Origin of the sequence: Microbacterium paludicola, from assembly GCF_015235415.1 — a bacterium.
Classification (GTDB): Bacteria; Actinomycetota; Actinomycetes; order Actinomycetales; family Microbacteriaceae; genus Microbacterium; species Microbacterium paludicola.
Window position 1 is genome coordinate 1 of the sequence record NZ_JADGLL010000028.1, and the last position, 14,990, is coordinate 14,990.

Genomic DNA, 14,990 nt, shown 5'->3' on the forward strand with positions numbered 1-14,990 from the left:
CCCTCTCACCACATCGAGCCTGTGCGCGGCCTGCGCCGCTACAGCAGCGCGCCGCCCTCGCGTGCGAGCAGCGCGCGCTTGACGTCGAGGCCCCAGGCGAAGCCGCCGAGCGAGCCGTCGCCGCGCAGCACCCGGTGGCAGGGCACAAACAGCGCCGGGGCGTTGCGCGCGCAGATCGAGGCCGCGGCGCGCACCGCCCGGGGCGAGCCGAGCGCGGCTGCGAACCCCGTGTACGTCAGGGGCGCGCCGGGAGTGATGCGGCGCAGGGCCTTCCAGCCGGCGAGCTGCAGCTCGGTGCCCCGCTGCCGCACGGGCACGGCGTCGATCGCGGCGACGTCCCCGGCGTAGTACGCCCGCACGGCGTCGGCCGCCGCGGTCTCGCCCTCGCGCACGTCCTCGGGTCGCAGGCCCGGATGGATCCGGTTCAGCATCGTCTCGGGGTCGGACGTCCAGCCGGAGGCGAGCACGGATCCATCCGCGTCGGCGACGAGCGTGAACGCCCCGTCGGGGGTGTCGAGGGTCTGGATGGTCGCGGTCATGACGCCTCCTCGGCGGGTTCCGGAAGCCGGACGGATGTGACGGGTGCGGTCTCCTGATGCCTCGTTCGCCTCACGGGCACCACCGGTCCGGTTTTCGGAACCGCGACGGCACGTCCGGTGGCGAGCCGCCACAGGTGCATGGAGAGGTACGAGCGCCACGGCGCCGTGCGGGCGGCCCAGGCGGCGAGCTCGCGCGGCTCGGCGGGGATGCCCGCGCGGGCGGCGCCGGTGCGGAGCGCGACGTCGCCGGTGAGCACGATGTCGGGGTCGCCGATCACGCGCATCCGGACGTAATCGGCCGTCCACGCGCCGATCCCGGGCATCGCCAAGAGCGCGGCGCGCTGCTCGGCGGCGTCGTCGCCGGTGGTGAGGGTGAGCTCGCCCGAGGCGAGCGCGGCGGCGGCACCCGTGATCGCCCGGATGCGCACGGCCGGGCCGCGCAGCACGTCCGCCCCGCGTTCGGCGATCGCCGCCATCGTGGGGAACAGGATGCGCTCCTCCCCGGCGAGCATCACGCGCTCGCCGAGTGCCTCGGTGAGGCGGGTGAGGTGCGTGCGGGCGGCGGCGACGGAGATCTGCTGGCCGACCATCGCGCGGATGAGCAGCTCGTGCGGGTCGGCCGCCCCCGGCAGCCGGATGCCTGGGTTCTCGGCGACGTGTGCGGCGAGCTCGGGATGCCGCGAGAGCGCCTCGTCGATCGCGACCGGATCGGCGTCGAGGTCGAACAGGCGGCGGGCTCGGGCGACGAGCGTGGACAGGTCGGCGAGGCTCTCGAGCTTCGCCTGCAGCCGCAGCCGGCCGCCCTCGTGGGAGAGCCGGAACCACGCGGGCCCGTGTGGAAGCCGGATGGCGCGGGCGAACGAGTGCGCATCGCCCTCCTCGACGCCGGCGAGGGCGCGCACGCCCATCCAGGCGAACAGCCCCGCGGGATCGAACGGCTCCCGGTACGGCAGCGCGAGGTCGATGCCGGTCGGGGTGGGCGATCCCACCCGGCGCCGCGCGCGCAGCTCGGTGGGGGTCATCGCGAACACCTCGCGGACCGTGTCGTTGAACTGGCGGACGCTCGCGAACCCGGCCGAGAAGGCGACATCAGCCGCCGGCAGGTCGGTGCCGACGAGCAGCAGCCGCGCGGTGTGCGCGCGGTGTGCGCGGGCGAGGGCGAGAGGGCCGGCGCCGAGCTCGGCCGCGAGCAGCCGCGTGAGGTGGCGCGACGAGTAGCCCAGCCGCGCGGCGAGCCCCGACACGCCCTCGCGCTCGACCACGCCGTCGGCGATGAGCCGCATGGCGCGGCCGGCGACGTCGCCGCGCAGGTTCCAGTCGGGCGATCCGGGCGCCGCCTCCGGCAGGCAGCGCTTGCACGCGCGGTAGCCCGCCTCGTGCGCCGCGGCGCTCGTCGGGTAGAAGGTGACGTTCGCCTCCTTCGGCGTGCGCGCGGGGCAGGATGGCCGGCAGTAGATCCCGGTCGAGCGCACCGCCGTGACGAACTGCCCGTCGAACCGCGCGTCGCGTGACGAGATCGCCGCGTACCGCTGGTCGAAGGTCATGTCCGGGCTCATGCCCCAAGCCTGACACGCCCGCCAGGCCGCGGCTGGCGGTTTTCGGACACGGCGGTGTGGCCGCCGTGCGCGGAGATGAGTGGTCCGGCGCAGGTCATCTCGACCCGCCGCCGGTTGCTGAGCGAGCGAAGCGAGCCGAAGCGACCGCGCCCGCGACGACCGCCCCAGCCCGCCGGTCGCCCACTCCTCCTCGTTCGTTGAGCGAGCGAAGCGAGTCGAAACGGCGCAACCGCATCACGGGCCTGGCCCGTGGCGAAGTCCGGGCCGTTTCGACTCCTCGCTGGCGCTCGTCGCTCAACGACCGAGGGAACCGCGACTCCGGCGCGGGATTGGCGGGAGGATCGGCTCCCCGCCCGGCCAGCACAGCGAAACGCCTCCCTCAGGCGCAAAGTCCGAGGGAGGCGCCTGGCCGTAGCCGACCACCTGGGAGCGAAGCGACCGCGCCGCGGATGCGGCCAACCAGCGCGCCGGACGGAGCGCCAGCGACGTCCATCGAGCGCGAGTCCCGGCGCGGAGCGTCGGGCGAGCGATCGATCAGCGCGCGGCCAAGAGGCTCAGTGGAAGAAGTGGCGCTCGCCCGTGAAGTACATCGCGACGCCGCGGTCCTTCGCCAGGGCGATGGTCTCCTCGTCGCGCACCGAGCCGCCGGGCTGGATGATCACCTTCACGCCGGCGTTCATCAGCACCTCGGGGCCGTCCGAGAACGGGAAGAAGGCGTCGGAGGCGGCGATCGATCCGGCCGCGCGCTCCCCCGCGCGCTCGACCGCGAGGCGGCACGAGTCGACGCGGTTGACCTGGCCCATGCCGACGCCGACCGTGGCGCCGTTCTTGGCGAGCACGATGGCGTTCGACTTCACCGCGCGGCACGACTTCCAGGCGAACACGAGGTCCTGCACCGAGACGTCCTCGGGCACCTCGCCCGCGACGAGCTCCCAGTTCGCGGCGACCGACTCGAAGTCGTCCTCGGGGAACCGGTCGGCATCCTGCAGCAGGAGTCCGCCCGAGACCAGGCGCACGTCCATCCCCTCCTGGCGCCAGTTCGCGGGCAGCTTCAGCAGGCGCAGGTTCTTCTTCTCGGCGAACACCTCGAGCGCGGCGGGCTCGAAGTCGGGCGCCACGATGACCTCGGTGAAGATGTCGCGCAGGTTCTCGGCCATCTTCAGCGTCACCGGGCGGTTGGCCGCGATCACACCGCCGAACGCCGACACCGGGTCGCACTCGTGGGCGCGCAGGTGAGCGCTCGCGATGGGGTCGAGCGCGTTGGGCGCGGCGACCGCGATGCCGCACGGGTTCGCGTGCTTGATGATCGCGACGGCCGGCAGCACCATGTCGTACGCGGCGCGCAGGGCGGCGTCGCCGTCGACGTAGTTGTTGTACGACATCTCCTTGCCCTGCAGCTGCGTCGCCTGGGCGATGCCGTGACCGCCGACGCGGGAGTACAGCGCCGCGCGCTGGTGCGAGTTCTCGCCGTAGCGCAGGTCGGCGAGCTTCTCGGCCTGGATGGTGAGGTGATCGGGCAGGCCGCTCTCGCCGACGAGGGTCTCCTCGGCGAACCACTGCGCGACGGCGGTGTCGTACGCGGCGGTGTGCGCGAACGCGCGGGCGGCGAGCTCGCGGCGCTGCGACAGCGAGGTGCCGCCGTCGGCGACGGCCTGGATGATCGCGGGGTACGACGAGGGCGAGACGACGATCGCGACGTTGGCGAAGTTCTTCGCCGAGGCGCGCACCATCGCCGGCCCGCCGATGTCGATCTGCTCGACGACCTCGTCGCCCTCCGCACCGGAGCGCACGGTCTCGACGAACGGGTACAGGTTGACGATCACGAGCTCGAACGGGGCGATGCCGAGGTCGCCGAGCTGGTTCTCGTGGTGCTCGAGGCGAAGGTCGGCGAGCAGGCCGCCGTGCACGTTCGGGTGAAGCGTCTTCACTCGCCCGTCGAGCATCTCGGGGAAGCCGGTGATCGACGCGACATCCGTCACCTCGAAGCCCGCGTCGCGGATCGTCGCGGCCGTGGATCCGGTCGACACGATCTCGACCCCGGCGCCGGCGAGGGCCTCCGCGATCGTCAGCAGGTCGGTCTTGTCGCTGACGGACACGAGCGCGCGCCGGATCGGCACCAGGTCGCGATCGCGGTACAGCGAGGGGTCGTGGCGGGGGCCGGCCATGTCGTGCTCCTTCGGGTGAGGCGGTGATCCGGATCCGGATGACGGATCGGCGGGATCGGTGGGGACGGATCTAAGCGGGCTGACGGGACGAGCGTGCGAGGTCGATGTCGCCGGTCGCGATGCGGCGCACCACGTCGATCAGGAGCCGCCGCTCGACCGGCTTGATCCGGTCGTGGAGCGTCTCCTCGGTGTCGCCGGGAAGAACCGGGATGCGCTCCTGCGCGAGGATCGGCCCGGTGTCGACGCCGTCGTCCACGACGATCACGCTGGCGCCGGTCTCCGGGACGCCCGCGGCAAGCGCATCGCGCACGCCATGCGCCCCGGGGAACTCGGGCAGGAAGGCGGGGTGCGTGTTGATGATGCGCGGCTGCCAGCGTGCGACGAGCGCGGCGGGAAGCAGCCGCATGAGGCCGCTCAGCACGATCAGGTCGGGCTGCAGCTCGTCGAGCCGGCGGCCGAGCTCCTCGGCCCACTCCTCGCGCGAGGTGTACTCGCGGAACGGCACAACGAAGCCGGGGATGCCGAACTCGTCCGCATGAGCGAGCCCTGCGGCATCGCGATCCGCTCCCACCGCGACGACGCGGGCGGGGTACGCGGGGTCGTTCGCCGCCTCGAGAAGGGCCCGGAGATTCGAGCCCGTGCCCGAGATGAGGACGGCGACCGACAGCATTGGGTCAGTCTATCGACGCGGCAAAGTCCAGACCGTTTCGACTCCTCGCTGCGCTCGTCGCTCAACGACCGGAGCGAGGCTGAACCCTCGGTTGTTGAGCGACACTTCGACTCGCTGGCGCTCGCTCAGTGCGGGTCTCCGCGAGTCGAAACGCGGCTGCTGTCAGTCTTGCCCGCCGGTGGAGGCCTTTGGGCCTGCTGTCTCCGCATCGTCGTCGCCGCGGACCCACTGGCCGAGGCGCTGCTCGTATCGGCGCGGGGCGAGCAGCAGGATGGCTGCGCCGACGAGCACCTCGAGGCCGACCGCGAGCGCCATTGCACCCGGCTCCGGGCCCGTGACCGCAAGCCGGCCGGGACCGAGCGACCCCGACGTCAGCGCCGCGATGAGCGCCGCACCGGCTCCCGCGATCACGGCGATCCCGACCGCGAGCACGACCCGCGGGGCGGTCGGTTCGTGATCCGAGCCCTCGGCGTGCGCCTCGGCGCGGAAGGCGATCCGGATGCCCCATCCCGCGATCGCGCCGGCCGCGACCGGGGCGAGCACCGACAGCAGCAGCAGGGGCGAGCCGTGCTCCGGGATCAGCCCGAGCATCGGGATGCCCGGCAGCACACCGAGCTGCGAGCCGACGGGTGTGACGCCTGTCCCGGCGCCCAGCGCGAAACCGGGCCCGGCGATCCACGCGAGCGACCAGCCGATCATCGTCGGCAGGTACGCGAACTGGCCGACCGTCAGCAGGATCGCGCCCGTCAGGTCGACCTGGGATGCCTCGTACAGGGCGATCAGGCTGCCGCCGCGGAGGGGCACCGTGGTCGCGATCGCGAGGGCTGCGAAGCCGATCACCCCGGCGAGCGCCATCCCTCCCCCGCGCACCATCAGGGCGGGGAACTCACGCCATCCCGTCGGGAACCGATCGGCGATGTCGTGCAGGCGGTCGACGATCCCGTCATCCCCCTCGCTCCAGGCGCCGGTGACGGCGCCGAGCAGCATCGGGATGCCGTAGACGAGGGTCGGCAGCAGGATCGCCTGCCACGGCTCGGCGGAGGCCACCGGATTGCCGGCGGTCAGGTTTCCGATGACGGCCGCCAGAGCAGTCGTCGTGGTGCCGGCGGCGACACCCGTCAGCCACCGTCCCGAGCGCAGCGCGCGGCGTCCTGAGCGGGCGGCGAACGCCGCGATCAGCACGGCGAACGCGAGGGGCGCAAGAGAGAGGACGAACGATCCGGCCTCCTCGGGCAGGCCCATCTCCACGAGGAAGTCGCCGTCGAGCGAGAGCGACAGCGGCACGAAGTTGCCAAGCTGCCAGATGCGCACGGTCGCCGGCCACAGTGCCGACCAGTCGGCGAGGCCGCCGAAGGCGAAGACCCACATCAGCAGGAGCGGCACCAGCACGACCGCCCACCCGACGATCGCCGACACGGCGGCGTCAAGAGCGGCGAGCAGGGCGACGAGGAAGCGATGCATGACGGATCGACTCTACGTCGGCCGGCTCGGGTGGCCCGGGCGGCGCTCCGCCGGTGAGATCAGTCCTGCGGCTCCAGCACGAACACCGCGATCTTGCGGTCGGTCTTCTTCTGATAGTTCGCATAGTCCGGCCACACCGCGACCGCACGCTCCCACCACTGCTCGTACTCGGCGCCGTCCAGCTCGCGCGCCGTGTACTCGCGCTTCACCGGCCCGTCCTGCAGTTCGACGTGCGGGTTCTTGCGCAGGTTGAAGTACCACTGCGGGGGCTTCGGCGCTCCGCCCTGCGATGCGACGACGGCGTAGCGTCCCTCGTGCTCGACGCGCATCAGGGCTGTCTTGCGCAGGCCCCCGGTCTTCGCGCCGACCGTGGTCAGCACGATCACGGGCACACCGCGCAGCGTGTTCGCCTCGGCTCCGTTGGTCGCCTCGTACGTCTCGGCCTGGGTGCGCGCCCACTCGGCGGTGGACGGCAGGTACTCACCATTCAGCGGCATGCCCGCAGGCTATGACGGATCGCTTCCGCCGGGCGCCGCGCCGCCCTACTCTGGCGCCATGGCCGGCACCTACAAAACCTCGCCCGCGCGCCGACGGATCGACCGGATCATGGCGGCGCTGGGACGGCGCGGGCTGGCGCCCGCCGGCGTTTCGGCGCTCACCGTGGTCGGTCGCCGCACCGGCGTGCCGCACACCGTGCCGGTGACCCCGATCACGGTCGGCGGCCGCCGGTACCTGGTGGCGCCGTATGGCGCGGTCGGCTGGGTGCACAACATCCGCGCGGCCGGCGAGGCGACGCTCGAGCGCGGCTCCCGGGTCGAGCGGATCCGCGTCGAGGAGCTCGCTCCGGATGCCGCAGCCCCCGTCCTGAAGGAGTACGTGCGCCTCGTCCCGCTCGTGCGCCCGCATGTGGCCGCCCACCACGAGGCCGACGTCTCGGCCTTCGTCGCCGTGGCCCCGGATCATCCGGTCTTCGCGCTCACGACCGTCGGATGATCCCCCGCCCCCGCGGGGCACCTCCGAGCGGGCGCGAAACGCGGAGATCCGGCGAGCAGAGGAGGAATCGCCGCGGATCGTCCTCGCCCCGCCGGATGTCCTCGATTCCCGCACCCGCCGCCCGCCCAGCCGCCCTCCACACGCGCAAGGTAGGTTCTCGGGGGAGGTTTCTACTGCGATGACTACTGCCCCGGCCGGCCGCACCACCGAACCGAAGAACGCGATCGACCGCTTCTTCTCCGTGACCGAGCGTGGTTCCACGTTCGGCGCCGAGATCCGAGGCGGGCTCGTCACGTTCGTCACGATGGCGTACATCGTGATCCTGAACCCGATCATCCTGTCGGGCTCGCCCGATGTGGAGGGGAACCTCCTCCCCTTCCCCGCCGTCGGCGCCGCCACGGCGCTCGCCGCGGGTGTGATGACCATCGCCTTCGGTCTCGTCACCCGGCTGCCGTTCGGCTTCGCCGCGGGCCTCGGGATCAACGCGTTCCTCGCTTTCTCGGTCGTCGGCCAGGTGACGTGGCCCGAGGCGATGGCGCTGGTCGTGATCAACGGCCTCGTGATCGTGCTGCTCGCCGCGACGGGTCTGCGGAAGATGATCTTCGATGCGGTGCCGCTGCAGCTGAAGCTCGCGATCACCGTCGGCATCGGGCTGTTCATCGCCTTCATCGGCTTCGTGAACTCCGGATTCGTCACGGCGACGGGCGAGGCCTCCCCTCCCGTCGGCCTCGGCGTCGGCGGATCCGTCGCGACCATCCCGACCCTGCTGTTCGTCGTGACGCTTGTGCTCACGGGCATCCTCGTCGCGCTGCGCGTCAAGGGCGGTCTGCTGATCGGCCTTGCCACGGGCACCGTGCTCGCCGTCATCGCCGAGGCGATCTGGCACCTGGGCGCCGCAGCCGACGGCAACGCGGGCGGGTGGAGTCTGACGGTCCCCGCCCTCACGGGATCGCCGTTCTCCCTTCCCGACCTGAGCCTCGTCGGCGCCGTGGACTTCGGCTTCGACCTCGGTCGGGTCAGCGCGGTCGCCCTCGTGATGATCGTCTTCACCCTGGTGTTCTCGAACTTCTTCGACGCGATGGGCACCATGACGGGCCTGGCGAAGGAGGCCGAGCTCGCCGACGAGAAGGGCGACTTCCCGCGCATCAAGTCGGCGCTGATCGTCGAGGGCCTCGGCGCGGTCGTCGGCGGCGCGACGTCGTCGTCCTCGAACACCGTGTTCATCGAGTCGGGCGCGGGCATCGGCGAGGGCGCACGCACGGGTCTTGCCAACCTCGTCACGGGCGCGATGTTCCTGCTCGCGATGTTCCTGACGCCGCTGACGTCGATCGTGCCCACCGAGATCGCCGCCGCGGCGCTCGTGATCGTCGGCGCGATGATGATGGCGCAGATCGCCCACATCGACCTCGGCGACTTCCGCGTCCTGCTGCCGGTCTTCCTCACCGTGACGGTGATGCCGCTCACCTACTCGATCGCGAACGGCATCGGCGCGGGCTTCGTCAGCTGGGTCGTCATCCAGGCGTTCTCGGGTCGCGCCCGCCGCGTCGGCCCGCTGCTGTGGGTCGTCGCCGCCGGCTTCGTGATCTTCTTCGCCCGCGGTCCGATCCAGGCCCTCGTCGGCGGCTGAGCGGCGACGGATCCGAAGGGATCCGCGAATCCGAAGCGGGACCGGATCCGATCCGCCTGCGGATCTGCAGATCCCTTCGGATTCGCAGACGCGGCGGTCCCAAAAACGACGAAACCCCCGCCCGAGGGCGGGGGTTTCGCGTGAAGCGGATGCTTACGGCGACGCGATGTGTGTCGTCTCGTCGCTGCGCTCCTCGCTCAACAACCGGGATGAATGATCGCTACGCGATCACAGACCCTGAATCAGTTCGCGCATCAGCGCGGCGGTCTCGCTCGGGGTCTTGCCGACCTTGACGCCGGCGGCCTCGAGGGCCTCCTTCTTCGCCTGCGCCGTGCCGGCCGAGCCGGATACGATCGCGCCGGCGTGACCCATCGTCTTGCCCTCGGGGGCGGTGAAGCCCGCGACGTAGCCGACGACCGGCTTGGTGACGTTGGCCTTGATGAAGTCGGCCGCGCGCTCCTCGGCGTCGCCGCCGATCTCGCCGATCATGACGATCGCCTTGGTCTCGGGGTCGGCCTCGAACGCGGCGAGCGCGTCGATGTGCGTCGTGCCGATGACCGGGTCGCCGCCGATGCCGATAGCCGTCGAGAAGCCGAGGTCACGCAGCTCGTACATCATCTGGTAGGTCAGCGTGCCCGACTTCGACACGAGGCCGATCGGGCCCTTGCCCGTGATGTTCGCGGGCGTGATGCCCACGAGCGCCTCGCCCGGCGTGATGATGCCGGGGCAGTTCGGGCCGATGATGCGGGTCTTGTTGCCCTTCGACTGCGCGTACGCCCACGCCTCGGCGGTGTCGCCGACGGGCACGCCCTCGGTGATCACAACGAGCAGCGGGATCTCGGCGTCGATGGCCTCGATCATCGCGTCCTTCGTGAAGGCCGGGGGCACGAACGCGATCGACACGTCTGCACCGGTCTTCTCGATTGCCTCGGCGACCGTGCCGAACACGGGCAGCTCGACCTCGCCCTCGTGCGGCTTCTCGTGCGTGACGGTGGTGCCGGCCTTGCGGGCGTTCACACCGCCGACGACGTTGGTGCCCGCCTTAAGCATGAGCGCCGTGTGCTTGGTGCCCTCGCCGCCGGTGATGCCCTGGACGATGACCTTGGAGTCCTTGTTGAGGTAGATCGACATCTCTTTAGTCCTTTATCCGATCCGGGGCTCAGGCGTTCGCCAGCTCGGCGGCCTTGTCGGCACCCTCGTCCATGCCGGATGCGAGGGTGACGAGCGGGTGGTTCGCGGCGGCGAGGATGGCGCGGCCCTCCTCGACCTGGTTGCCGTCGAGGCGCACGACGAGCGGCTTGGTCGCCGCGTCGCCGAGGATCTCGAGGGCCTTGACGATGCCCTCGGCGACGGCAACGCACGACGTGATGCCGCCGAAGACGTTGACGAAGACGCTCTTGACCTGCTCGTCACCGAGGATGACATCGAGGCCGTTCGCCATGACCTGCGCGTTGGCGCCGCCACCGATGTCGAGGAAGTTGGCGGGCTTCACTCCGCCGTGCTTCTCGCCGGCGTACGCGACGACGTCGAGCGTCGACATGACGAGGCCGGCGCCGTTGCCGATGATGCCGACCTGGCCGTCGAGCTTGACGTAGTTCAGGCCGTTCGCCTTGGCCTTCGCCTCGAGCGGGTCGGCGGCGTCCTTGTCCTCGAGCTCCTCGTGCTCGGGGTGACGCACCTCGCTGGCGTTGTCGTCGAGGGTGATCTTGCCGTCGAGGGCGATGATGTCGCCGGCGCCCGACAGGATGAGCGGGTTCACCTCGACGAGGGTCGCGCCCTCGCCCTTGTAGACGTCGTACAGCTTGACGAAGACGTCGGAGACCTTCTCGACGAGGTCCTCGTCGAAGTTCGCGGCGCGCGCGATCTCGACGGCCTTCTCCTTGGTGATGCCGTCGAGGGGGTTCACCTCGATGCGCGCGAGCGCCTCGGGCTTCTCGACCGCGAGCTGCTCGATCTCCATGCCGCCCTCGACGCTGCACAGCGACAGGTACGAGCGGTTGGCCCGGTCGAGCAGCACCGAGAAGTAGAACTCGCGGGCGATGTCCGCGCCCTGCGCGACCATGACGCGCTTGACGACGTGGCCCTTGATGTCGAGACCGAGGATCGCCTTGGCCGCCTCGTACGCCTCGTCGGGGGTCTTGGCGACCTTCACGCCGCCGGCCTTGCCGCGCCCGCCGGTCTTGACCTGGGCCTTGACCACCACGACGCCGCCGATCTTCTCGGCCGCTGCCTTCACCTCCTCGGGGGTGTCGGCGACGATGCCGGCGAGCACCGGCACCTCGTACTTCTCAAAAAGGTCTCGAGCCTGGTACTCGTACAGGTCCACGTTGCAATCCTTCGGTGGGGCCACGGGAGGAGACTGATTGTCTCGACGTCGAGAGATCTCGACCGAGGTCCCAGCCTACTACCGCCCGGTGAATGGCCCCGCTCAGGGTTCCGGGAACGCTCATCCGGATCCGCGTCCCGACATGCGAAACGCGGCCCCGGATGATCCGGAGCCGCGTTCGCGAAGTATGGGTCGGTTACCGAGACGTCTTGCTGAAGTGCATCGGCAGCGCCATCGCCAGGCACACGGCGATGATGCCGGCGGCGAAGACGACCGGCTGCAGGAAGTCGATCATGAACGCCACCGCGAACAGCGCGAAGCCGCCGAGGAAAAGCAGCAGCGAGATGATGAACATAAAGACCTCCGTGTGGCGTCGCCTGGAACCTCGTCAAGTCTAGGGCACCGGATGGGCCCCTCCCGCTGGCGGAGACCTCCAAAGCACTCCGGCCGGGGCGGTGCTCCGACGTAGCCTGACGGCATGGCATCGGAGCTCTTCCCCGGAGAGAACGTCCTCTCCTACGACGTGACATCCCCTCTCGACACCGACTACTACGCGGTGTTCGCCGACGTGGCGGGAGAGGACCGCGCACAGTGGGCGCGGGCCCGCGAGGTCGGCGAGGCCCTCGCGCCGCGCATGGCCGAAGCATGGGACAAGGCGGAGTATCCCCTCGAGGTGATCCCCGCCCTGGGCGAGGCCGACCTCTACGTCGACGGCATCGAGCACCCCGACCTGACGCGGATGTCCCCGCTCGCGGCGGGCCTGGTGAACATGGAGATCTCGCGCGCCGACGGCTCGCTCGGCACGGTGCTCGCGGTGCAGGGAGGCCTGGCGCTGCGCACCCTCGTGCTGTTCGGCAGCCCCGAGCAGCAGGAGCGCTGGCTCGGCCCGATCGCCCGCGGCGAGGCCCCCGGGGCGTTCGCGCTGACGGAGCCGGATCACGGATCCGACTCGACATCGCTCGAGACGAGCGCCCGCTGGGACGGCGACGGATGGGTGCTGCGCGGGACGAAGAAGTGGATCGGCAACGGCGCCTCCGGCGGCGTCACCTTCGTGTGGGCGCGCGTCGACCGCGAGGGCGACCCCGACCACGGTCAGGTGCGCTGCTTCCTCGTCGAGCAGGAGACCCCCGGCTACACCGGCAGGGTCATCACCGGCAAGCTCTCGCTGCGCGGCATCCACCAGGCGCACATCACGCTCGACGACGTGCGCCTGCCCGCCGACGCGGTGCTTCCCGGCTCGCACTCGTTCCGCGACACGTCGACCGTGCTGTTCGCGACCCGATCCGGTGTCGCCTGGTCGGCGCTCGGCCACGCGACCGCCTGCTACGAGGCGGCGCTCGCGTACTCGACCCAGCGGATCCAGTTCGGCAAGCCGCTCGCGAAGTTCCAGATGGTGCAGGAGCGGCTCACGGTCATGCTGTCGCAGCTCACCGCGATGCAGCTGTACTGCCGCCGTCTCGCCGAGCTCGAGGCCGCGGGTGCCCTGCGCCCCACGCAGGCGTCGCTGGCGAAGTTCCACAACACCCGCACCGCGCGCGACATCGCCCGCACCGCCCGCGACCTGCTCGGCGGCAACGGCATCCTGCTCGAGAACCGCGTCATGCAGCACCTCGCCGACATCGAGGCGATCCACACGTACGAGGGCACCGAGAGCGTGCAGGCCCTGATCATCGGCCGCGACATCACCGGCGTCGGCGCGTTCGTCTGAGGGGTTTGTATGTGGGGTCGATGCTTTTCCGGTCGTTGAGCGAAGTCGAAACCATCGGCCCCCCCTGTTCGTTGAGCGACGAGCGAAGCGAGGAGTCGAAACGGTGCCACATCCCCACGGGTCCGACCCCCGCGGGGTCTGGACCGTTTCGGCTCGCTTCGCTCGCTCAACGAACAGGAGTGTGGAACCGCGCGCCCGCGCGGGCACAGTGACAGACTGAACCCATGCCTCGCGCAACCGTGGTGGGAAGCGGCCCCAACGGCCTCGCGGCCGCCGTGACCCTCGCCCGCGCGGGCTACGCGGTGACCGTCCTCGAGGCCGCCGAGACGATCGGCGGCGGCACGCGCACGTCCGAGGTCACCCTGCCGGGCTTCCGCCATGACGTCTGCTCGGCGATCCATCCGGCGGCTATCACGTCGCCGTTCTTCCGCGCGTTCGGGCTCGACGAGCGGATCGGCTGGATCGTTCCCGATGCGTCCTACGCGCAGCCGCTCGACGGCGGCCGGGCCGCGATCGCGTGGCGCGACATCCAGCGCACGGCGACCGAGCTCGGGCCCGACGGCCGCGCGTGGCGCGCGCTCGTGCGCCCGCTCGCCCGCCGCATCGACGGGGTGCTCGACTTCACCGGGAACCAGCTGCTGCGCGTCCCCCGCGATCCGCTGGTGACCATCCGCTACGGGCTGCGTGTGCTCGAGGCGGGAAGCGCGCTCGGCCGCCGCACCTTCCGCGCCGAGCGCGCGGCCGCGCTGCTGAGCGGCGTGCTCGCCCACGCGAACACCGCACTCCCGTCGCTGGCGGCCGCGGCATCCGGAGTCCTCCTTGCGGCGCTCGCCCACACCGACAGCGGCTGGGCGTATCCCGTCGGGGGCGCGCAGGCGATCCCGGATGCGCTCGCCGACGACCTTCGTGCACACGGGGGCCTGATCGAGACCGGCCGGCGCGTCGACGACCTCGCCTCGCTCGACTGGGGCGACCCCGCCGCCGGCGACCTGCTGCTGCTCGACACGTCGCCGCGCCTCGTGCTCACCCACCCCGACATCCCGGCCGGCTACGCCCGGGCCATCCGCTCGTACCAGTACGGCGCCGCGGCGGCGAAGGTCGACTTCGCCCTCGACGGCCCCGTTCCCTGGACGAATCCGGATGTCGCCCGCTCCCCCACGGTTCACGTCGGCGGCACGCGCGCCGAGGTCGAGGAGAGCGAGAACGCCGTCGCCCGGGGGCGGGTGTCCGAGCGGCCGTTCGTGCTGACGGTGCAGCCGTCGGTGCTGGATCCGACCCGAGCCCCCGCGGGCAAGGCGGTGCTGTGGGCGTACATGCACGTGCCGCACGGCTCGACGCTGGATCCGACCGAGCACATCACGCGTCAGATCGAGCGCTTCGCGCCGGGCTTCCGCGACCGGATCCTCGCGTCGCACGCGGTGCCCGCGTCGGGTCGCGAGGCGCTGAACCCCGCGGAGATCGGGGGCGACATCCTCGGCGGCGCCTTCACGATGGCGCAGGCGTTCCGCCGTCCCGTCGTGTCGACCGCGCCCTGGCGCACGCCGATGAAGGGCGTCTACCTCGCGTCAGCCTCGACCCCGCCCGGCCCGGGCGTCAACGGCATGGCCGGCTGGCACGCCGCGCGCACGGCCCTCGCCGACGCGGGCGAGCCGGCGCGCCTGAGCGACCTGTTCTGAGGAGTCATCGATGGCGATCGAGCGGAATCCCGTAGGTGCCGAACGAGCGGTGCCTCGTGCGAGCGAAGCGAGCGTGGAGCGAAGCGACCGCGCAGCGCGCAGCGCTGCCGCGACGGAGCGGAGCGACGGCGCCTCGCTCGCGGAGGGCCCCCGAAGGGGCTCCCGATCGCGTGCGACCGCTTCTGAAAAGAACTCTCATGACATTCCCGCGCCCATGCTCGCCAAGGCGGTGGCCGCGATCCCGGATCCGGCGAAGCATCCGGGCGGGC

General features: G+C 71.4%; 13 protein-coding genes. 4 read left to right on the forward strand and 9 right to left on the reverse strand.

From position 1 onward, the window contains the following. Window positions 1-38: 38 nt before the first annotated feature. The 6 genes from IR155_RS11085 to IR155_RS11110 all read right to left on the reverse strand — a co-directional run bounded on the left by IR155_RS11085 (window position 39) and on the right by IR155_RS11110 (window position 6,888). Window positions 39-539 carry a methylated-DNA--[protein]-cysteine S-methyltransferase gene (locus IR155_RS11085; RefSeq protein WP_135114894.1) on the reverse strand — a complete coding sequence of 167 codons (501 nt, stop codon included), beginning with the start codon at window positions 537-539 and terminating at the stop codon, window positions 39-41. Then, window positions 536-2,095 carry a DNA-3-methyladenine glycosylase 2 family protein gene (locus IR155_RS11090; protein ID WP_135114895.1) on the reverse strand — a complete coding sequence of 520 codons (1,560 nt, stop codon included), beginning with the start codon at window positions 2,093-2,095 and terminating at the stop codon, window positions 536-538. The genes IR155_RS11085 and IR155_RS11090 overlap by 4 nt, the downstream gene beginning before the upstream one ends. Before the next feature lie 554 nt (window positions 2,096-2,649). Next, window positions 2,650-4,260 carry a bifunctional phosphoribosylaminoimidazolecarboxamide formyltransferase/IMP cyclohydrolase gene (purH, locus tag IR155_RS11095; protein ID WP_135114896.1) on the reverse strand — a complete coding sequence of 537 codons (1,611 nt, stop codon included), beginning with the start codon at window positions 4,258-4,260 and terminating at the stop codon, window positions 2,650-2,652. Window positions 4,261-4,330: 70 nt separating this feature from the next. Continuing rightward, window positions 4,331-4,930, reverse strand: coding sequence for a phosphoribosylglycinamide formyltransferase (gene purN / locus IR155_RS11100; RefSeq protein ID WP_135114897.1), 600 nt, complete (start codon window positions 4,928-4,930; stop codon window positions 4,331-4,333). Between the two features lie 162 nt (window positions 4,931-5,092). Further along, complete coding sequence (locus IR155_RS11105; protein WP_194210329.1) at window positions 5,093-6,391, reverse strand: cell division protein PerM; 1,299 nt, start codon at window positions 6,389-6,391, stop codon at window positions 5,093-5,095. Between the two features lie 59 nt (window positions 6,392-6,450). Then, window positions 6,451-6,888 (reverse strand): nitroreductase family deazaflavin-dependent oxidoreductase, encoded by a 438-nt coding sequence (locus IR155_RS11110; protein WP_135114898.1) that lies wholly within the window; start codon window positions 6,886-6,888, stop codon window positions 6,451-6,453. 58 nt (window positions 6,889-6,946) lie between these two features. On the opposite strand from IR155_RS11110, the gene IR155_RS11115 reads away from it, so the two are divergent. Then, the gene (locus tag IR155_RS11115; RefSeq protein ID WP_167760766.1) at window positions 6,947-7,384 is read left to right on the forward strand and encodes a nitroreductase family deazaflavin-dependent oxidoreductase; all 438 of its coding nucleotides are present in this window, start codon (window positions 6,947-6,949) and stop codon (window positions 7,382-7,384) included. Window positions 7,385-7,562: 178 nt separating this feature from the next. Continuing rightward, complete coding sequence (locus IR155_RS11120) at window positions 7,563-9,011, forward strand: NCS2 family permease (RefSeq protein ID WP_135114900.1); 1,449 nt, start codon at window positions 7,563-7,565, stop codon at window positions 9,009-9,011. Between the two features lie 228 nt (window positions 9,012-9,239). On the opposite strand, the gene sucD is transcribed toward IR155_RS11120, so the two are convergent. From sucD to IR155_RS11135, 3 genes are all read right to left on the reverse strand, one after another. Beyond that, window positions 9,240-10,142, reverse strand: coding sequence for a succinate--CoA ligase subunit alpha (gene sucD / locus IR155_RS11125; RefSeq protein WP_135114901.1), 903 nt, complete (start codon window positions 10,140-10,142; stop codon window positions 9,240-9,242). 28 nt (window positions 10,143-10,170) lie between these two features. Beyond that, entirely contained in the window at window positions 10,171-11,337 is a 1,167-nt protein-coding gene (sucC, locus tag IR155_RS11130) for an ADP-forming succinate--CoA ligase subunit beta (protein ID WP_135114902.1), read from the reverse strand. 196 nt (window positions 11,338-11,533) lie between these two features. Next, complete coding sequence (locus IR155_RS11135) at window positions 11,534-11,692, reverse strand: hypothetical protein (RefSeq protein ID WP_167760767.1); 159 nt, start codon at window positions 11,690-11,692, stop codon at window positions 11,534-11,536. Window positions 11,693-11,815: 123 nt separating this feature from the next. Here IR155_RS11135 and IR155_RS11140 point away from each other — a divergent pair, with 123 nt between their 5' ends. Next, window positions 11,816-13,045 carry an acyl-CoA dehydrogenase family protein gene (locus tag IR155_RS11140; RefSeq protein WP_135114903.1) on the forward strand — a complete coding sequence of 410 codons (1,230 nt, stop codon included), beginning with the start codon at window positions 11,816-11,818 and terminating at the stop codon, window positions 13,043-13,045. Between the two features lie 224 nt (window positions 13,046-13,269). Continuing rightward, window positions 13,270-14,721, forward strand: coding sequence for a phytoene desaturase family protein (locus IR155_RS11145; RefSeq protein ID WP_135114904.1), 1,452 nt, complete (start codon window positions 13,270-13,272; stop codon window positions 14,719-14,721). Window positions 14,722-14,990 lie beyond the last annotated feature (269 nt).